General features: G+C 74.6%; 15 protein-coding genes. 6 read left to right on the top strand and 9 right to left on the bottom strand.

Annotation, left to right across the window (positions count from 1 at the left end; genetic code table 11):
* Positions 1 to 38: 38 nt before the first annotated feature.
* The gene (locus tag GGE06_RS07340; protein ID WP_116157307.1) at positions 39 to 1,067 is read left to right on the top strand and encodes a methyltransferase; all 1,029 of its coding nucleotides are present in this window, start codon (positions 39 to 41) and stop codon (positions 1,065 to 1,067) included.
* Between the two features lie 80 nt (positions 1,068 to 1,147).
* Here the strand turns inward: GGE06_RS07340 and GGE06_RS07335 are convergent, their stop codons facing one another.
* From GGE06_RS07335 to GGE06_RS07305, 7 genes are all read right to left on the bottom strand, one after another.
* Positions 1,148 to 1,480 (bottom strand): TcmI family type II polyketide cyclase, encoded by a 333-nt coding sequence (locus GGE06_RS07335; protein ID WP_030690533.1) that lies wholly within the window; start codon positions 1,478 to 1,480, stop codon positions 1,148 to 1,150.
* A 35-nt stretch (positions 1,481 to 1,515) separates the two neighbouring features.
* Complete coding sequence (locus GGE06_RS07330) at positions 1,516 to 1,995, bottom strand: SRPBCC family protein (RefSeq protein WP_116157308.1); 480 nt, start codon at positions 1,993 to 1,995, stop codon at positions 1,516 to 1,518.
* 1 nt (position 1,996) lies between these two features.
* Positions 1,997 to 2,254: an acyl carrier protein gene (locus tag GGE06_RS07325; RefSeq protein ID WP_116157309.1), complete on the bottom strand. Its 258-nt coding sequence runs from the start codon at positions 2,252 to 2,254 to the stop codon at positions 1,997 to 1,999.
* Between the two features lie 27 nt (positions 2,255 to 2,281).
* On the bottom strand, positions 2,282 to 3,532 hold the full coding sequence (locus GGE06_RS07320; RefSeq protein WP_116157310.1) for a ketosynthase chain-length factor: 1,251 nt from the start codon (positions 3,530 to 3,532) through the stop codon (positions 2,282 to 2,284).
* Complete coding sequence (locus GGE06_RS07315) at positions 3,529 to 4,797, bottom strand: beta-ketoacyl-[acyl-carrier-protein] synthase family protein (protein WP_116157311.1); 1,269 nt, start codon at positions 4,795 to 4,797, stop codon at positions 3,529 to 3,531. Before GGE06_RS07315 ends, GGE06_RS07320 begins: the two co-directional genes overlap by 4 nt.
* A complete protein-coding gene (locus GGE06_RS07310; protein ID WP_116157312.1) occupies positions 4,794 to 5,219 on the bottom strand; it encodes a cupin domain-containing protein in 426 nt (141 codons plus the stop codon). The genes GGE06_RS07315 and GGE06_RS07310 overlap by 4 nt, the downstream gene beginning before the upstream one ends.
* 89 nt (positions 5,220 to 5,308) lie before the next feature.
* A complete protein-coding gene (locus GGE06_RS07305; protein ID WP_116157313.1) occupies positions 5,309 to 6,430 on the bottom strand; it encodes a SchA/CurD-like domain-containing protein in 1,122 nt (373 codons plus the stop codon).
* A 231-nt stretch (positions 6,431 to 6,661) separates the two neighbouring features.
* Between GGE06_RS07305 and GGE06_RS07300 the strand changes: the two genes are divergently transcribed.
* Both GGE06_RS07300 and GGE06_RS07295 read left to right on the top strand, forming a co-directional pair.
* A complete protein-coding gene (locus GGE06_RS07300; RefSeq protein ID WP_184930311.1) occupies positions 6,662 to 8,320 on the top strand; it encodes an FAD-dependent oxidoreductase in 1,659 nt (552 codons plus the stop codon).
* A 65-nt stretch (positions 8,321 to 8,385) separates the two neighbouring features.
* Entirely contained in the window at positions 8,386 to 9,066 is a 681-nt protein-coding gene (locus GGE06_RS07295; protein WP_116157315.1) for an adenosylcobinamide amidohydrolase, read from the top strand.
* A gap of 115 nt (positions 9,067 to 9,181) precedes the next feature.
* Here the strand turns inward: GGE06_RS07295 and GGE06_RS07290 are convergent, their stop codons facing one another.
* On the bottom strand, positions 9,182 to 9,829 hold the full coding sequence (locus tag GGE06_RS07290) for an alpha/beta fold hydrolase (protein WP_116157316.1): 648 nt from the start codon (positions 9,827 to 9,829) through the stop codon (positions 9,182 to 9,184).
* 342 nt (positions 9,830 to 10,171) lie between these two features.
* Between GGE06_RS07290 and GGE06_RS07285 the strand changes: the two genes are divergently transcribed.
* Positions 10,172 to 12,409: an alpha-N-acetylglucosaminidase gene (locus tag GGE06_RS07285; protein WP_184930310.1), complete on the top strand. Its 2,238-nt coding sequence runs from the start codon at positions 10,172 to 10,174 to the stop codon at positions 12,407 to 12,409.
* Positions 12,410 to 12,469: 60 nt separating this feature from the next.
* Here GGE06_RS07285 and GGE06_RS07280 read toward each other — a convergent pair whose 3' ends face one another.
* A complete protein-coding gene (locus GGE06_RS07280; RefSeq protein WP_221517885.1) occupies positions 12,470 to 14,056 on the bottom strand; it encodes a TerD family protein in 1,587 nt (528 codons plus the stop codon).
* A gap of 185 nt (positions 14,057 to 14,241) precedes the next feature.
* Here GGE06_RS07280 and GGE06_RS07275 point away from each other — a divergent pair, with 185 nt between their 5' ends.
* Together GGE06_RS07275 and GGE06_RS07270 are read left to right on the top strand one after the other, a co-directional pair.
* Positions 14,242 to 16,335 (top strand): DUF4139 domain-containing protein, encoded by a 2,094-nt coding sequence (locus GGE06_RS07275; protein ID WP_184930308.1) that lies wholly within the window; start codon positions 14,242 to 14,244, stop codon positions 16,333 to 16,335.
* 8 nt (positions 16,336 to 16,343) lie between these two features.
* The gene (locus GGE06_RS07270) at positions 16,344 to 17,906 is read left to right on the top strand and encodes a DUF4139 domain-containing protein (RefSeq protein WP_184930307.1); all 1,563 of its coding nucleotides are present in this window, start codon (positions 16,344 to 16,346) and stop codon (positions 17,904 to 17,906) included.
* The last annotated feature ends 59 nt before the right edge of the window (positions 17,907 to 17,965 follow it).

Here is a 17,965-nt window from a genome sequence, read left to right as displayed (position 1 = left end):
CACCCGTACGGCACGACAGCAAAGGCAAGGCGAAACAGATGACGACCGTCGAATCCGCTCCCCCGCCGCCCATGCGGCTGCGAGAACTCGTCTTCGGCGCGGCGTGCGCCGCCGCCGTGCGTGCGGCCGCCCGCCTGGGCGTGGCCGACGCGCTGGGCGACACGCCCATGAGCGCGGAGGACCTCGCGGCCGCGGTGAAGACCGAACCCCGCACCCTGCGCAGGCTGTTGCGCGCCCTCGCCTGCCAGGGCGTCTTCACCGAGCAGCCCGACGGCACCTTCGCGCACACGGAGATGTCCCGGCTGCTGCGCGAGGACGACCCGCACAGCCTGCGCTACATCGCGCTGTGGTGCACCGAGCCCTGGACCTGGGACGTCTGGCCCAAGCTCGACGAGGCGGTGCGCTCCGGCCGCAACGTCTTCGAGGACGTGTACGAACGGGAGTTCTTCTCGTACCTCAACGAGGAGGCTCCCGAGTCCGCGTACGTGTTCAACCGGGCCATGACGACGTCGAGCCGCCAGTCGGCCGAGGACGTCGCCGAACTGCTCGACCTGCGCGGGGCCTCCTCCGTCGTGGACATCGGCGGCGGTCAGGGCCACGTCCTGGCGAGCCTCCTGGAGAAGCACCCCGGGCTCCACGGCACGCTGCTCGACCTGCCGGCGGTGGTCGGCAACGCCGATCCCCGGCTGCGGGAGGGCGGCACGCTGGCCCCCCGGGTCCGGATCGTGCCCGGTGACTGCCGGGAGGACATCCCGGTCCGCGCCGACGTCTACGTCATCAAGAACATCCTGGAGTGGGACGACGACAGCACCCGCAGGACGCTCGCGAACGTCCGGAAGGCGGCGGAGCCCGGCGCCCGCGTCGTCGTCATCGAGAACCTCGTGGACGACACCCCGTCGATGCGGTTCACGACCGCCATGGACCTGCTCCTGCTGCTCAACGTGGGCGGCGCGAAGCACACCCGGCAGAGCATGGTGGACCGGCTCACGGACGCCGGGCTCGTCATCGGCGAGATCCGCCCGGTGAATGCGTACCTCCACGCCTTCGAGTGCACCGTGCCCGCCTGACCCGTCCGACAGAACTCAGGCCGCCCGCTCCGCGAACCTCGCGGGGCGGGCGGCCTCGGGTTTCGCCCGGTGTTCCCGGCTCAGGAGCCGGCGTCCCGCTCCCAGCGGTAGAAGCAGTGCGCCATGGCGTCCTTGGGGCTGCGCCAGGTCGTCGGGTCGTACGCGCTGACGTACGCCGACAGACGCTCGCTGACGCCGCGGAACTCGGGGTGTCCGGCCAGCCTGGCGACGTTCGGCGCCGGGTCCTGCTCGGACTCGATGAGGTGCAGGTAGACGTCGCCGAACTGGAACAGGCTGCGCCGCGCGACCCCCACCAGGTGCGGCAGCTCGCCGCGGTCGGAGTCGGCGAACACGTCCGCGATCGCGGGCGCCGAGCCGGGCGCCATACGAGCGACGATCAGTGCGTGGTGCATCGGTGTCCTTCCTCGGATGGTCCTGACCGGGTGCGTCAGGCGGGCCTGACGGACGCGGTCCGGCCTTCGCGCGCGGCCTGCACGACCTTGTCCCGGATGAGGGCCATCTGGGTGCGCGAGTTGCGGTTGATGTTGTCGGTCATCCACGCGTCGTCGACGGGGGCGTCGGGCTTCATCGCGAAGTCCTGGACCCACCGCATCTGGACGCCGCCGGGCAGCTCCTCGTACTCCCAGGCGATGTCCATGTGCGCGAACGGCCCGGTCTCGACGCGACGGGCGCGGACCCGGCGGTTCACCCGGTCCACGGTGCGCTCCGACACCCAGCTCCAGACCTTCCCGTTGTCGTCCGGGTGCATGGTCAGGCGGAAGGTGGTCGTGTCGCCCTCGCGCTCGAGGACTTCGACGGAGGCGTACTCGCTGAAGAGCCGCGGCCAGTTCTCGATGTCGTTGGTCATGTCCCAGACGAGGTCCAGGGGGGCGTCGATGGTGATGCTGTTGTCGGTGTGTCCGGACACGTCAGACTCCTGCGAGGGCGTTGTTGACGAGGGCGACGAACTCGGCGGGCGTCTTGCAGCGCTCGGCGTCGGTGGGCAGCGCCACACCGTGCCGGTTCTCCAGCTCGCCGACGATGCCGAGCAGGCCGAGCGAGTCGACGCCGAGGCCGCTGAAGGGGGTCTCGGGGGACCCCGCGAGCTGCTCCGGGGCGACGGTGACGCCGGCCGACTGCTTGATCAGCGCGGCGAGGTCGCCGTAGGTGAGTTCCGTGGTGATCATGTGCGTTCTCTCCTTCGCCGCCCGGTCCTACCGGGCGAGTCCGCCACCGCGGCGCACGACGAGCGCCGCGTTGGATCCCATGAGTCCCCTGCTGAGGACGAGGGCCGTGCGCAGCTCGGCGGGCCGAGCGCGGGACATCACCACGTCGAGGTCGCAGTCGATGTCGTACACGTGGGGGGTGGGGGGCACCAGGCCGTGTTCCATGGCGAGCACGGCGGCCGCGGTGTCCAGTACGGGTGCCCCGCAGTAGGCCCGGCCGTAGCCGGTCTTGGGGGCCGTCACCGGGACGCGCTTGGCGTGCGCGCCCAGGACGTCGGTGATCGCCAGGGCCTCGGCGCGGTCCGCCTCCGGTACGCCGAGGGCGTCGGGGAAGACGACGTCGATCTCCTCGGGGGCGCAGCCGGCCTCGTCGAGGGCGACCCTGATGGCCTGGGCGAGTCCCTCGCGGGACTCCTTCCAGCGGGAGGCACCGGTGAAGGTGGCGCCGTGGCCCGCGACCGTGGCCCGCACGGTCGCGCCCCGGTCGAGGGCGCGGGTCTCGTCCTCGACGACGAGCATGGCGCCGCCCTCGGCGGGGACGAAGCCGCAGGCCTTGGCCGTGAAGGGGCGGTAGGCGCGGTCCGGGTCGTCGACGGTGCTGAGCTCGCGGTAGCCGAGCTGGCACACCATCGAGTACGGGGCGAGGGGCGCCTCGGCAGCGCCGACGACCACCGCGCCGGTTCCGCGCCGGACGGCGCGGGCGGCGTGGGCGACGGCGTCGAGGCCGCCGGCCTCGTCGCTGGCGACGACCCCGCAGGGCCCCTTGAAGCCGTGCCGGATGGAGATCTGGCCGGTGCTCGCGGCGTAGAACCAGGCGATGGACTGGTACGGGCCGACGAACTTGGAGCCCTGTCCCCACAGCTTCTGCAGCTCGCGCTGGCCGAACTCGCCGCCGCCGGATCCCGCGGCGGTGACGACGCCGATGTCGAAGGGCTCCTCGGGTCCCTCCTCGTGGCCGAGTCCTGCGTCGTCGAGGGCGAGCGCGGCCGCGGCCATGGCGTAGTGGGTGAACCGGTCGGTCTGGACGAGGAAGCGCTCGTCGATGAGGGCCGAGGCGTCGAAGCCCTCGACCTGCCCCGCGACCTTGAGGGGCAGGTGCTCACAGCCCTCGCGGGTGATCCGTCCGAGAACGCCGAGGCCTTCCCGGACGGACTTCCAGTACGCGTCGGTGCGCAGTCCGTTGGGGGCGATGACACCGATCCCGGTGACGACCGCCGGCCGTGGCCGCTGTGTGCTCATCGTGTCCTCCCGCCCGGCCCGGTCAGGAGCACGGCGGACTGGAAGCCGCCGAAGCCGCTGCCGACGGAGAGCACGTTCCTCAGCTTCCGGGGGCGGGCGGTGCGCGGCACGTAGTCCAGGTCGCACTCGGGGTCGGGGATCTCGTAGTTGGCGGTCGGGGGCACCACCTGGTGCTGCAGGGCGAGCACGCAGGCGGCGACCTCTATCGCGCCGATCGCGCCGAGCGAGTGGCCCACCATGGATTTGATGGAGCTCATCGGCGTGTCGTACGCGTGGGCGCCGAGCGACCGCTTGACGGCGGCGGTCTCGTGCCGGTCGTTCTGGCGGGTGCCGGAGCCGTGCGCGTTGACGTAGTCGATCGCCGTGGGGTCGAGCCTGGCCTGGTCGAGCGCGGTGTCGATCGCCCGGGCCATCTCCAGTCCCTCGCCGGTCAGACCGGTCATGTGGTAGGCGTTGCCGTAGGTGGCGTAGCCACTGATCTCGCAGTAGATGTGCGCGCCCCGGGCCCTGGCGTGCTCGTACTCCTCCAGGACGAGGACCGCCGCGCCCTCGCCCATGACGAAGCCGTTGCGGCGGTTGTCGAAGGGCTTGGAGGCGTGCTCGGGGTCGTCGTTGTCGGGCGACGTGGCTTTGATGGCGTCGAAGCAGGCCATGGTGATCGGGGAGATCGGCGAGTCCGACGCCCCGGCTATGACCACGTCCGCCCGGCCCTCCTCGATGGTGTGGAAGGCGTAGCCGACGGCGTCGAGGCCGGAGGTGCAGCCGGTGGAGACCGTCTGCACCGGGCCCTGGGCGCCGTACTCCTCGGCGACCACCGAGGCGAGCGTGCTGGGCGCGAACGCCAGGTGCAGCTTCGGATCGGCGGCGCGGTGGTCCACGTCCCAGCGCGCGCCGCGTTCGCTGACCAGGACGTAGTCGTGCTCCAGGCGGGTGGTGCCGCCGACGGCGCTGCCGAGGCTGACGCCGACGCGCCAGGGGTTCTCGGCGGCGGTGTCGAGCCCGGAGTCGCGTACGGCCTCTCCCGCGGCGACGACGGCGAACTGCACGTACCGGTCCGTGTGCCGGCTCAACTCGGCGGACAGGCCGTGGGCGTACGGGTCGAAGTCGCACTCGGCGGCGATGCGGGAACGCAGGCCGGCCGGGTCGAACAGGGTGATGCCGCGGGTCGCCGTACGCCCCTGGGTGAGGAGGTCCCAGAACGCCGCCGTTCCGGCGCCGCCGGGGGCGACCACGCCGATGCCGGTGACGGCCACGCGCCGGGTCACTCGAGGGCCCCCTCCCGCTCGCGCGCCCCCTCCGGCTCGGTCGCCTCGGTGTCGACGTGGCCGAGGCTCGGGTGCGGGGCGAGGGGGCCCAGGTGGAAGACCATGCGGGCCTCGACGTCGCCGACGTTCCGGAACCGGTGCCGGACGTCGATCGGGATGAGCAGCCCCTGGTCCGGGCGGAGCGTGTGCGTCTCGCCGTCCAGGTCCACTTCGAGCAGGCCCTGGACGACGTACACGAACTCCTCGGAGTACGGGTGGTAGTGCTCGCCGATGCGGTCGCCCGGCTCGATGAGGGCCAGCCCCATGAAGCCGCTGGTGGAGCCGACCGTGGCGGGCGTGAGCATGGCCCGCAGGTCCCCACCGCGTCTGCGGTTGGGTTCCGTGTCGCTCAGGTTCACGATGCGCGGACGCTGCTGGAGCATGGTTGATACCTCCGGGTGTGGCGATGAGATGTGACGCACGGTCGGGGGCGCGGCCCCTGGGAGGGGGCCGGTGCCCCGGGTCCGTCCTCTCAGGAGTCGGCCGCGCGGCGGTCGGTGACGGGCAGCATGTCGGCGTGCGACAGGAGCCGGTTGAGGTTGCGAGCGGTGTCCAGGGAGCCCTCGACGCCGATCGCGGCGCCGTCGAGGAGACGCTCCAGGACCTTGGCCTTCCGCTCGCCCTTGACGCCGAGGGCGGCGGCGGGATCGAGGTCGAGGTCGCCCTCGGCGTCGACGAGCCGCACCACGACGTCGTCGCGCTGGAAGACGGTGCTGCCGTAGATCGGGCTGTCGGGGTCGGCCGCCGCCTCCGCGTCCTGCTGGGCGAGCAGCCGGGCCAGGTCCGTGCCCCGGCCTTCCTTGGCCGGGTAGTACAGGGCGTGGCGGCTCAGGTCGGCCGGCTCGGGCCGGGCGGAGACCACGTGGTGCACGGCCGGGAGGGCCGCACGGGTGAAGAAGACGCGGGCCGACTCGGGGTCGGTGAGGTCCCGGTCCTGCTCCAGGTAGGGGTTGATGGCCTCCTCGACGGCCCGTACCCCGGGCTGTCGGGCGACGTGCCGCAGGGCGGACAGGAGGTCGCCCTCCACCTCGACCGCCCGCACGACGCGGTTGCCGTGCATGAACAGCGAGGTGCGGCGCAGTCGCGTGTTCTCGTCGACCTGGGCCTCGGGCGACTCGTAGCCGGCGAGGAGCTCCGCGACCTTCGACTCGGAGCCCGGCTTGACGGTGAAGGTGAGCGCGTGGCGCGTCACTCCGTCGCCGACACGGGCCGCGACCTGCTCGCCCGCGGCGGTCTCCGGGGTGAGCGGCCGCTGCGCACCGGTCTCCCGGAGGATGCTGTAGCGCATGGACCGGGTGTCCCGGACGCAGCTGTGCATCGGCTTGACCATCTCGACGTGCTCCTCGCTGTTCACCCAGGCGAGGAAGGGCGGGGCGCTCTCCCATTCGCTGGTGATCAGCCACTGCGAGGGGTTCTCGATGGACTGGCACAGCTGGTCGCTGATGTGGCCGGGGACGCCGGCCACCTGCTTGCGCATCACCTCGTACGCTTCGAGGAACTGCTGCTGGGCTCCGTCGTACAGGTCGAGCAGCAGGATCACCCGCAGCCTGGACCCGTCGAACACCGACTGCGATATGCGTGCCGTGCTGGTCATACGGCGCACCTCTTCTCGTCTGCGAGAGCGGGGAGGGACCACCTGGCTCGGATGGCCGGGGTCGTCATGTACCGAACCTTCACGCGGGCCACACGTCGACGCGAGCCCCACGGGGCGGATGAGTGAACCGCGCGTCATTCGGGTGGCCCTCGCGCACGGTCCCGGGCTCTGCCGGGCAGGCATCTGCTTCCCATCCCCGACCCGCGTCACCGGTGACGCTGGAGGCCATCGATGAACCGAAGCGAAGCGACCGGTGAGATCGGACACCGCACGCCCGTCCTCATCGTGGGAGGCTCCCTCGTGGGCCTGTCCACCTCGCTCTTCCTGGGGCGTCTCGGCGTGCCGCACACGCTCGTCGAACGCCACGCCGGCACCTCCGTCCACCCGCGGGGACGCGGGAACAACGTGCGCACCATGGAGGTGTTCCGCGGCGCGGGCGTCCGGCAGCGCATCCACGAGGCCGCGAAGATCCTGTCCTCGAACAACGGGATCCTCCAGACGCCCAGCCTGGTGGGCGACGCCGGCGAGTGGCTGTTCCGGCAGATCGACCCCGGCGGCGGCCTGGCCAGGTTCAGCCCCGCCGAATGGTGCCTGTGCAGCCAGAACGACCTCGAACCCGTGCTCCTCGAAGCCGCGCGGGAGCTGGGCGGCGACCTGCGGTACTCGACGGAGCTGATGTCGTTCGAGCAGGACGCCGAAGGCGTGACCGCACGGGTCAAGAGCCGGGAGACCGGCGAGCACACCACCATCCGGGCGGAGTACCTCGTCGCGGCGGACGGTCCGCGCAGCCCGATCCGCGAGCAGCTCGGCATCGGGCAGACCGGCCCGGGCGACCTGTTCCACAACGTGAGCATCACGTTCGAGTCGCGTGACCTGGCGGCCGTCGTCGGCGACCGGCGGTTCATCGTCTGCTACCTCACCTCCCCGGAGGGGGACGGGGCGCTCCTGCCGGTGGACAACGGCGAGCGGTGGGTGTTCCACGCCCCCTGGCACCCCGAACACGGGGAAACCCTCGAGGAGTTCACCGACGAGCGGTGCAGGGAGCACATCCGGCGTGCCGTGGGCGTGCCGGACCTGCACGTGGAGGTCACGGGCCGGGCGCCGTGGCACGCGGCCGAGCGGATCGCCGAACGGTACGCGGACGGGCGGGTGTTCCTCGCCGGCGACTCGGCCCACGAGATGCCGCCCACGGGCGCCTTCGGCTCCAACACCGGTATCCAGGACGCCCACAACCTCGCCTGGAAGCTCTCCGCGGTCCTCGACGGCTGGGCCGGTCCCGGGCTGCTCGATTCGTACGACGCGGAACGCCGGCCGGTCGCCGAGGCGACCAGCGCCCGCGCCTCGTCGCGTTCGGTCGAGCACAGCCACCCCGGGTACTCCCCGGAGCCGGGGGCGGGCGGGCCCGGCGGGAAGCGGGGCGGCATCCTCAACGTCGCCCTCGGGTACCGCTATCCGCGCGGCGCGGTCCTGGGCGCGGACCCGGCGGTGCCGGTCGTCCCGGACGGACTGCGCCTGACGGGCGAGCCCGGCAGCCGCGCGCCGCACCTCTGGCTGGACCGGTCGGGTGACCGGATCTCCACCCTCGACCTGTACGAGCGGACTCCCGTGCTGCTGAGTTCGGCGGGGGCGCTCGGCGCCTGGCACACGGCGGCGGCGCGCGTCGCCGAGCGCCTCGCGGTGCCCCTCGCCTCGTACCGCATCGGCGAGGGACCGGACGCGGAGCTCGCGCCCGTCGACGGAGAGGACTGGGCCGCGGCCCACGGCGTCACCGTGGACGGTGCGGTCCTCGTTCGCCCGGACGGCTTCGTCGCCTGGCGGGCCGAGGGGACGTCGGAGGACCCGGAGTCGGCCCTCCGCGCGGCCCTCGCCACCGTGCTCGACCTGGGCTGAGGCCCGGCGCCACGGGACGGGCGGGGCCGACCCGCCCGTCCCGTGGCCGCGCGTTAGGGTGTGGGGTGCTTCCGCGAACCCTCCTCACCGGCCCGTCGCTGGCCGACGCCGCCCTCCTCGGCCATGTGGAACAGGGCCGGGAGTGGCCGCTCCTCGTGTGGGCCCCCGGCCCGGGCGTCCGCATGGTGTCGAGCGCGGTCCTCGGCGGAGGCATCGGCGAGCGGCGCTGGGTCGTCAACGCCCAGGTCCCGCCCGGCTACGCCCGGCTCGACCCCGTCACGCACCTCCGCGACCTGGCCTCCGGGGCGGGACTCGAAGGCGAGGGCGTCGGCCTCATGACCGCGGCCTCGGTCGCGGACCGGCGGCACGCCGCGGACGGCGGCGCGCAGGCCCTGGTGACCGCCGGGATCGGGGTACGGGGCTGGGCCGCGGCCCCGGGAGCCGGGGGCGTCGCCGCACCCCGGCCCGGAACGATCAACATCATCGTGTCCCTGCCGGTGCCGCTCACCGACGCCGCGCTGGTGAACGCGGTCGCGACCGCCACCGAGGCGAAGGTCCAGGCCCTGGTGGAACTGGGCGCCGACGCCTCCGGGACACCGACGGACGCGGTCTGCGTGGCGGCGCCGTCGCCCGTCGGAGCGGCCGAGCCCTTCGCCGGGCCGCGCTCCCTGTGGGGCGCACGCCTCGCCCGCGCGGTGCACGCGGCGACCCGCGCCGCGTGCGCGGATCAGCTCGTGCTCCGCTGATCCTGGCATCTCCCGAGGCTCCTGCGCGGAGGCACGCGACCCGCCGGCCCCGGCTCCTCCCGGGCCGCCTGAGCGGAGCGGCTCGCGGCCCGCTGATCCGGGCCCCCGGCCCGTCTCAGCCGTGTGACAGCAGCGCCGCCGTGAGTTCGGCCGCGCGGCGGTGCCAGAGGTCCGCGCCGCGGAGCATGGCGTGGCCGCCCGTCGGCATCGGGATGCCCGCCGCGTCGGCGCCCGCCGCCTTCGCCCGGCGGACGAACTCCCAGGACTGGCGGGCCGAGGTGACCCGGTCGGTCTCGTCGTGGAGCAGGTAGAGGCGACGTCCGCCGAGGTGCTCGACGGGCTCGTCGGCGGGGCACCACGGTGCGAGGGCGACGACCCCGCGTACGGCGGGATCGCCCGCCGCACGGAGGGCGGCCCGGCCTCCCATGGAGTGGCCGACCAGTACGACGGGAACGGGCCCGGCCTGCTCGCGGAGCCGCGCGAGGGCGGCCTCGGCGTCGCGGGCGGCGTCGGCGCGGTCCCCGTTCCAGCCGCGGTGGCGGTAGCGCACCTCGGCGACCAGCACTCCCCTGCCGCGCACGGCCCGGGCCACGGCCCCGGCGAAGGGGCGCATGCGCAGCGCCGGCAGGTTGAGCGCGGGCGGCGGCTCGGGACCTTCGGCGCGGCCGCCGTGGAGCAGCAGCACCGCGGCGGTGGGCACGGCGGGCGCGCTGCGGACGACGAGCGCGGTCGGATCCGCACGACGGGTGGGGCACAGGTTCATCGCGCGGCCTTCCCGCTCGCGCCCCGGCACGGTGGCCGGGGGACGTACGCGCGCGTGCGGGCCGTGCGGGACGGGTGACCGGGCCGCTGCGCCATGGGGCCTCCAGGGGTGGCGTGGACGGGACGACGTGAGGGCCGCAGTCTGCCAGGCCGGACGGGCCTTCAGGTACACCGCCCGCCTCTCCGGTGCTCGATGACCCGGCCCGGCTCGCTCCCTCGGTTCGAACACGCACACCCGCACGGATGAGCCCCGCCGTTCCCCCGGCTCCGCTTGCGTGGCCGGGGGCGCGGGCCGTCGGAGAGTGGTCGCCCGAGCCGTCGTCCCGTTCGAGCAGGGAGCCAGATGGGCAGCCGCCTGATCCGTCGTTGCCGCACCACCTTCGTCGTCACGGTGCTCGCCGTCGTGACCGCCGCCGCGCCCGGGATGCCGGGGCCGCCGGGCACCCACGCCTCCGCCGCCGCGCTCCCCTTCGACCCGGGCCCGGCCCGGGCGGGCCTGGAGCGCCTGCTGCCCTCCCGGGCAGAGCAGTTCACCCTGGTCCCGGTCGAGGAACCGGCCTCCGGGGACTACTTCTCGGTCTCGGGCAGGGCGGGCGCGATCCAGGTGAGGGGCACCTCGCCGGCCACGCTGCTCACCGGGGTGGGCTGGTATCTGGAGCGGGTCGCGGGGGTCGACATCGGCTGGCCGGGCGACAGCCTCGGCCGGCTTCCGGCCACGCTCCCCGCGGTGTCCGGGACGATCACCCGGTCGGCCGCCGTGCCGCACCGCTACGCCCTCAACGACACCGACGAGGGATACTCCGGGGCGTACCGCGACTTCGCCTCGTACCAGCGTGACATCGACCTGATGGCGCTGCACGGGGTGAACGAGGTCTTCGTGCCGACCGGCGCCGAGTACCCGTACTACCGGGCCCTCCAGGGGTTCGGCTACGACGCCGCGGAGCTGCGCGCCTGGATCCCGGGACCGGCGCACCAGGCCTGGTGGCTGCTGCAGAACATGTCAGGTTACGGCGGTCCGGTGTCCGAGCAGCTGATCGAGGCGCGGGCCGCTCTGGGGAGCCGGATCGCGGCGCACCTGCGTGCGCTGGGGATGACGCCCGTCCTGCCGGGCTTCTTCGGCACGGTGCCTCCGGGCTTCGCCGCCCGGAACCCGGGCGCGGTCACCGTCCCGCAGGGCAAGTGGGTCGGGTTCGCCCGGCCGGACTGGCTGGACCCGACCGGACCCGTCTTCGCGGAGCTGGCCGCCGCCTACTACCGGGTGCAGCAGCGCCGGTTCGGTGACAGCGACATGTTCAAGATGGACCTGCTGCACGAGGGCGGCACCCCCGGTCCGGTCGATGTGACGCGGGCGGCGGAGGCCGTGCAGCGGGCCCTGGAGACGGCGCGTCCCGGCGCCACGTGGGTGATGCTCGGCTGGCAGAACAACCCGTCCACGGCTCTGCTCGGCGGAGTGGACCGGAGCAGGGTGCTGATCGTCGACGGCCTCTCCGACCGGTACGAGGGCCTCGACCGCGAGAAGCAGTGGGGCGGCACGCCGTACGCGTTCGGCGCGATCGCCAACTTCGGCGGTCACACCAGCCTGGGCGCCAACACCGGCGTGTGGACGGAGCGCTTCCGGGCCTGGCTGACCCGGTCGGACAGCGCGCTGCGCGGCATCGCCTACCTCCCGGAGGGCACCGGCGGGAACCCCGCCGCGTTCGACCTGTTCACCGAACTCGCCTGGGAGCCGGGCCCGGTCGACCAGCGCGCCTGGTTCGCCGCGTACGCGGCCCGGCGCTACGGCGGCGCCGACCCGCACGCGGCCGCCGCGTGGGAGCAGCTGCGCCTCGGCCCGTACAGCGGTGCCTCCGGTACGTGGAGCGAGCCGCAGGACAGCCTCTTCACCGCGCGGCCGAGCCTGACGGCGACGAAGGCGGCCCGCTGGAGCCCGACCGCCATGCGGTACGAGGCCGGCACGGTGGAGCGTGCCCTGGCCGAGCTGCTCCAGGTGGCCCCGGCGCTGCGGGCCTCGGACGCGTACCGCTACGACCTGGTGGACGTGGCGCGCCAGGCGCTCACCAACCGCGGCCGCGTCCTGCTGCCGCGGGTCAAGGGCGCGTACGAGGCCGGGGATCTGGAGCGCTTCCGGGCGCTGGTGCGCGAGTGGAACGCCTCGGAGGAGCTGCTCGGCCGGCTCGTCGCCTCCGACCGGCGCTTCCTGCTCGGTCCGTGGCTCGCCGCCGCCCGCTCCTGGGCAGCCGGCACGGAGGAGCGCGACCGCCTGGAGTACGACGCCCGCTCGATCCTCACGACCTGGGCCGACCGGGGGCCGAGCGATTCCGCCGGCCTGCACGACTACGCCAACCGCGAGTGGGCCGGTCTCGTGCGGGACGTGTACGCGCCGCGCTGGGCGGCGTACTTCGCGAGCCTCGACACGGCGCTCGTGCAGGGGACGGCCCCCGCCGCCATCGACTGGTTCGCCGGGGAGGACGCCTGGGCGCACGGCCACCAGGCCTATCCGACCTCGCCGACGGGTGACCCGGTCGCCCTCGCGGGCGAGGTCGCGGCGGCCCTGACCGTGGCGAGCGCGGCCGGGCGGTGACGCGGTGCGCGGCCGGGCCCCTCGATGAGGTGGGGCCGGCCGCCGTCGGTGTCCCGGCGGTCACCCCCGGCCGCGTGAGAACCAGTTCTTCCGCGGGGCCGACCCGTCCTGCTTGTCCGGCCGGGCCGGGTCGCCCGGGGCGGCGAACGGGACGGGTGCCGCCGCGCCCGGCGGGGCCGGGGGCAGGGGCCGGGTCGGCGGCTGCAGACGCTTCAGCCTCGCCCGCCACGGGCCGTCCGCCATCTCGAAGTGGACGATGAGCGGCCCCTCGGGAAGCGGAACGGTCTCGCGTCGCTTGCCGATCTCGTTCACCACGTTGTCGTACCGGGGCAGGGTCGTGTGGTCGTCGTGCCCCGCGAGCTCGTAGACGTGGACGATGAGGTTGTCGTCGCCGCGGTAGTGGACGGCCAGGTCCGCTACGCCTCCCGTGTGCAGCAGTACGTCGGGGCCGCGGAACTCCGCCTCCTCCTCCGTCAGGCGACGGGCCGCCGCCAACGGCGACACCTGGACCTGCCAGGGCCCTTCGGCCTGCAGCTTCAGACGGAGGGTGCCGTTCGCCGGGACCGTGGCGAGCAGCCGACCCTGGAAGTCCTCCTCCGTACTGTTGACGAGGTTGTCCTCCTCCTTGTTGCGCCGGTTGAGCACCCAGAGGCCCGTGTACCCGTCGCCCCGGACGTCGAGCTGGACGACGACCGGCCCCGGCGGAAGCCCGGCCACGGTGATCACGTCGTTGTCCCGTCCCGTCTCGGTGTACGGCTCGAAGACGGGCCCGTACGTCCACCAGCCGGCGGCGCCGGGAGGGGCCGGGGTCACGGGCGGGACCGCGGCGGGAGGAACCGCCGCCGGAGCACCCACCGCGGGCGGAGGTGCGTATCCGGGCGCGGGAACCGCCCCCGCGGGCGGAGGCGCGAAACCGGGCGCGGCAGCCGGCCCTGCGGACGGAGGTGCGAAGCCCGGCATCGGCGCGGGAGCCGCGACGGCGGGCGGAGGTCCGTACCCGGGCGCGGGAACCGCCCCCGCGGGCGGAGGGACGAATCCCGGCGCGGCAGCCGGCCCTGCCGGCGGAGGCGCGAAGCCCGGTGCGGGCGCGGGAGGAGCCATGGCCTGCGCCGGCACACCACCGCCGGGCGGCGCTCCGTTGTCTCCCTCGTCGGCCACGTCCACGCCGTGGTCCGTGGCCAGACCCGCGAGACCGCTCACCCATCCCTGGCCCACGGCGCGGAACTTCCATCCGCCCGCCCGCCGGTAGAGCTCGGCCAGCACCATCGCCGTCTCCCCGGCGGCGTCCGTGACGTCGTACCGCACCACCGAGGTGCCGTCGGGCGCGAAGGCCTCCACCGACAGTCCGGCGGCGTCCCGCATCGCGCCGCGCTCCGTCGAACCGACCACGAGGACGCGGGTGATCCGCTCCTCCACGGCGGTGAGGCCGACCTCCAGCCACGCCGTACCCGACGGGCCCGGCCCCGTCGCCGCCTCCGTCAGGCGGACGGCTCCGGAGGGATGCACCGGGGCTCCGTGGAAGACGACGTCTCCGTCGCCCCTGACCTTTCCGGTCTCCCCGAGCAGCAGCGCCATCGCGTCCACGCCACCGCGCACGGCGATCCTCAACGGCACCGACGGAACAAAGCCGTTGCTTCCCTTGGTCATCTCCCCCACGGCAACCCGACCCTTCCTTCTCCGCTCCCACCCGAGTCCCTCACAAAGAGGATCTTGCAGCCGTCGGCGCTCCCGGGACAAGGTCCGGGCCCTGCGCCGCCGCCGGTGCTCCGGGACCGCACGGACCCGTCCGGCGTAGGCTTCCCTCCGACACGGACGGGCGAAGTGGGGGGCGCATGACGGTCGGTACGGCGCGCAGGTGGGGGTCGAGCCTCGACTCGGTCGTGGTGTACGCGCAGGGCGCGCTCTGCCGGCGCCTGGCCCGGGGCGTCGTGCCGCCGGACGGCCGGGTACGGGTGACGGGGCTGCCCCGCGCGCTCGACCCCGGTTCGCTGCGGGCCCGGGTCCTGGGCGCCTCCGGAGCGCGGGTGACCGAGGCGCGTGTGGAGGTCGAGGCAGAGCCGTACGACGACGGCACCCCCGACGAACTGCGGCGCGAGGTCGACCGGCTGAGCGAGGCCCACTTGGCGGCGCGGGCGCGCCGCGACCGGCACCAGGCCCTGATCGCGGAGGTCGACGGTCTGCGCCCGATTCCGCCCGGCCGCAAGCGTGAGGACCCGCACCGGCGCACGCCGGTCGACGCCTGGCTCGAGCTCGCCGATTTCGTCGACGAGCGGCTGACGGGGCTGCACGCCCGGCTCGTCGAGCTGGACGAGGCGGTACGGCTCGCCGAGCACGAGTGCGACGTCGCCTACGACAGGCTCCACCGCGCCTCCACCGACGCGCCGTCGGCTCATGTCGCGACCTCGGTCTGCGCCGTGCTGACCCTCGACGGCGGCGCCGGGTCGGAGGAGGTGGAACTGGAGCTGGAGCTGGAGTACGGCGTGCCCGGTGCCGTCTGGGTGCCGACGTACCGCCTCACCCACCGTCAGGGCGACGGCAGCGGGCAGCTGGTGCTGCGTGCCTCGGTCGCGCAGCGCACCGGCGAGGACTGGACCGGGGTGCGCCTCGCCCTGGCCACCGCCGACCTGCGCCGCCGCACCGATCTGCCGGCGCTCCGCTCGCTCCGGATCGGTCGGCGCCAGTCCGCGCCCGCGCCGTCCGGCTGGCGCGAACCTCCGGCGGGGCTCGCCGACCTGTTCACCGGGTACGAGGCGGCCGGCCCCGCGCCGCTCCGTGGCGGCTCGGCGGTGGCGGGCGCCGTCGCCGGCTCCGCGTCCCTGCCCGTGGCGGCACCGCCACCGCCCGCGCCGCCGGCGTTCGCCGGTCCGCCGCAGCCCGGTGACGCGTACGGCTTCGCCCCGGAGTTCCTCGGGAGCGGGGCGCCGGACGCCGTGCGGGCGGCGGCGCCGCGGCCGGCCGGCCGGCCGCGCGCCGGTGGCCGGGGCGGCTTCGGATCCCGCCCGCCCCAGGCACCCGCGGCTCCGGGCGCGGCGGCTCCGGGCCTGGCAGCACCCGCTGCGGCGGCTCCGGCTCCGCCGCCACCGCCGGCGGGTCCGCCGCAGCCGAGCGGTGCCGAACTCGACTACGCCGCCCTCGTGCTGTCCGGCCCCGAGGAGCCGGGCGCCCGCCGTGGCCGGCTGTTCCCGGGCGCCTCATCCGACGCGGTGGCCGACGAGTACCGGCGCCGCGCCGAGGCGGTGGCCGGTCTGCCGCTGCCCAGGCACGCGGTGCGCCCCCGTACGTCGGCGGGCTCGTTCGACCACCGCTTCGACGCGGCCGCCCGCGCCGACATCCCCTCGGACGGCACCTGGCACACCGTCACCGTCGGCGAGATCCCGGTCGTCCTGCACACCGAGCACATCTGTGTGCCGTCCGTGGACCAGACCGTGTACGCGACCCTCCTGGTCTCCAACACCACCCGTCAGGCGCTGCTCGCCGGCCCGGTCGAGGTCACCGTCGACGACGAGCACCTGCTGACCGCCGCCCTGCCCACGCTCGCGCCCGGCGGCGTCCGCCGCCTCGGGCTCGGGCCCGCCGAGGGCGTCCGCGTCACCCGCCGCACCCATCTGAAGGAGTCGACCGCGGGGCTGCGCAACCACGTCACCGTGCTCGACCACCGCGTCCACGTCGAGCTCGCCAACCGCCTCGCGGGGCCCGTCACCGTCGAGGTCCACGAGCGGGTGCCGGTCTCCTCCGAGCCGGACGTCCGCATCGAGGAGCGCGCCGACTGGACGGCGCCCGAGGACGCCGCTCCGGAGCGGCACGCCCCGGGCACCCGTGTCTGGCGGGTGGAGCTGCCCGCCGGCGGCACCGCCGCGCTCGACGGCGGCTACGAGATCCGCATCCCGGCTGGCAAGGCCCTGGTCGACGGCAACCGCAGGAGCTGACAGACGCCATGTCCACGGAACCCAAGCCGATCGCCCTTCCCGTCACCGCCGTCACCTGTCTGGAGGACCGCGCCCACGTCGAGCGCACCGCCGTGCTCGACCTGGAGGCAGGCGTGCAGCGCCTGCGCCTCGGGCCGGTCAGCGCGCTCGCCGTCGACCGCACCCTCCACGCCGAGCTGGCCTCCGACCATCCGGCCACCGTCCTCGACGTGCGGGTCGTCCGCGACTGGACGCCGCGCGGACCGGTGCCGCCCGCCGAGGGCGACTCCGCGCTCCGCCACCGCGCGCACGCCATCGAAGAGGAGCGGCTCGCCGTCGAGCAGCGGCGCGACCGGCTGCGGGCGCGCCTCGACCTGCTCGGCCGGCTCGCGGCCGATCTGCTGCGGGAGATCGGCGAGGGCGCCGGTCACGGGGAGTCCGAAGGGGCCCGCTGGGGCCGGGAACTCGACCGCGTGGACGCCGAGCGGGACACGTACGGCGAGGAACTCCGCACCACGGAAGCCCGGTTGGCGGCCCTCACCACGGAACTCACCGAGGCCCGGCGGGCCGTGGAGCTCGCCGAGGAGGATCCCGCCGAGCTCGTCGCCCACGTCGAGCTGACGGTGGACTCCACCGTGGCCGGGCCCGTGCGCCTGCGGCTGAGCCACCTCACGCCGTGCGCCCTGTGGCGGCCCGCGTACCGTGCCGTGCTCGACGGGGACTCCCTGACCCTGGAGACCGAGGCCGTGGTCTGGCAGCGCACCGGCGAGGACTGGTCGGACGTACGGCTGACGCTGTCGACCGCCCGCTCGGCGCTCGCCACCGAGCCGCCGCGACTGACCGAGGACCGGCTGACGCTCAAGGACCGGGCGCCGGCGGAGCGCCGCACGATCGACGTCGAGCTGCGCGAGGAGGAGATCGCGACGCTGGGGCCGGCCCCGGTGCTCGGTCTGCCGGGCGTGGACGACGGCGGCGAGACGCGGGTCCTGCACTCCCCCGCACCCGTCTCCGTGCCGAGTGACGGCCGCGCCCACCGGGTGCCGCTCTCCTCCTTCACGACGGCCGCGGGCAGCGAGTACGCCTGCTCCCCCGAACTCTCCCCGCTGGTGACGCAGTTGGTGCGGTTCGACAACCTGTCCGGGCACGCGCTGCTCGCCGGTCCCGTGGACCTGGTCAGGGGCAGCGGCTTCACCGGCCGCGGCACCCTGGACTTCACGGCGCCCGGCGCGGCCGTCGAGCTCGCCTTCGGCAGTCGCGACGACCACCGGGTGGTGCGGTACGCGGAGGAGTCCCGCGACACGACCGGCCTCACGCAGCGGACCGTGGTCACCCGCACGGTCCGGCTGCACCTGTCCCGGTTCTCGGCGCCCGGGGAGGCGGACGACCGGCTGGTCGTCCTCCGGGAGCGGATCCCCGTCTCCGAGGTCTCGGCGGTGGAGGTGCGCCTGCGCGGGGAGGCCTGCTCCCCGGCGCCGGACGCCGTGGACGACGAGGGCATCGTCCGCTGGGACGTCACGCTGCCGCCGGGCGGACGGCGTACGGTCACGCTGGTGTACGAGCTGTCGGCGACGTCCAAGGTCGCCGGGCTCTGAGCCGCGGAGGGTCAGGGGGCCGGGCACCTTACCAGCCCGGCCCCCTTCCCATCCGGAAC

The sequence above is a fragment of the Streptomyces nymphaeiformis genome (assembly GCF_014203895.1).
Taxonomy (GTDB): domain Bacteria; phylum Actinomycetota; class Actinomycetes; order Streptomycetales; family Streptomycetaceae; genus Streptomyces; species Streptomyces nymphaeiformis.
This window is presented reverse-complemented; position numbering and strand designations above follow the sequence as displayed.

Bases quoted from the DNA above. Each gene is read 5' to 3' on its own strand.
- GGE06_RS07340 (WP_116157307.1), top strand. From the start codon at position 39: ATGACGACCGTCGAATCCGCTCCCCCGCCGCCCATGCGGCTGCGAGAA.
- GGE06_RS07300 (WP_184930311.1), top strand. From the start codon at position 6,662: ATGAACCGAAGCGAAGCGACCGGTGAGATCGGACACCGCACGCCCGTC.
- GGE06_RS07275 (WP_184930308.1), top strand. From the start codon at position 14,242: ATGACGGTCGGTACGGCGCGCAGGTGGGGGTCGAGCCTCGACTCGGTC.
- GGE06_RS07285 (WP_184930310.1), top strand. From the start codon at position 10,172: ATGGGCAGCCGCCTGATCCGTCGTTGCCGCACCACCTTCGTCGTCACG.
- GGE06_RS07335 (WP_030690533.1), bottom strand. From the start codon at position 1,480: ATGCACCACGCACTGATCGTCGCTCGTATGGCGCCCGGCTCGGCGCCC.
- GGE06_RS07280 (WP_221517885.1), bottom strand. From the start codon at position 14,056: ATGACCAAGGGAAGCAACGGCTTTGTTCCGTCGGTGCCGTTGAGGATC.
- GGE06_RS07310 (WP_116157312.1), bottom strand. From the start codon at position 5,219: ATGCTCCAGCAGCGTCCGCGCATCGTGAACCTGAGCGACACGGAACCC.
- GGE06_RS07270 (WP_184930307.1), top strand. From the start codon at position 16,344: ATGTCCACGGAACCCAAGCCGATCGCCCTTCCCGTCACCGCCGTCACC.
- GGE06_RS07325 (WP_116157309.1), bottom strand. From the start codon at position 2,254: ATGATCACCACGGAACTCACCTACGGCGACCTCGCCGCGCTGATCAAG.
- GGE06_RS07305 (WP_116157313.1), bottom strand. From the start codon at position 6,430: ATGACCAGCACGGCACGCATATCGCAGTCGGTGTTCGACGGGTCCAGG.
- GGE06_RS07290 (WP_116157316.1), bottom strand. From the start codon at position 9,829: ATGAACCTGTGCCCCACCCGTCGTGCGGATCCGACCGCGCTCGTCGTC.
- GGE06_RS07320 (WP_116157310.1), bottom strand. From the start codon at position 3,532: ATGAGCACACAGCGGCCACGGCCGGCGGTCGTCACCGGGATCGGTGTC.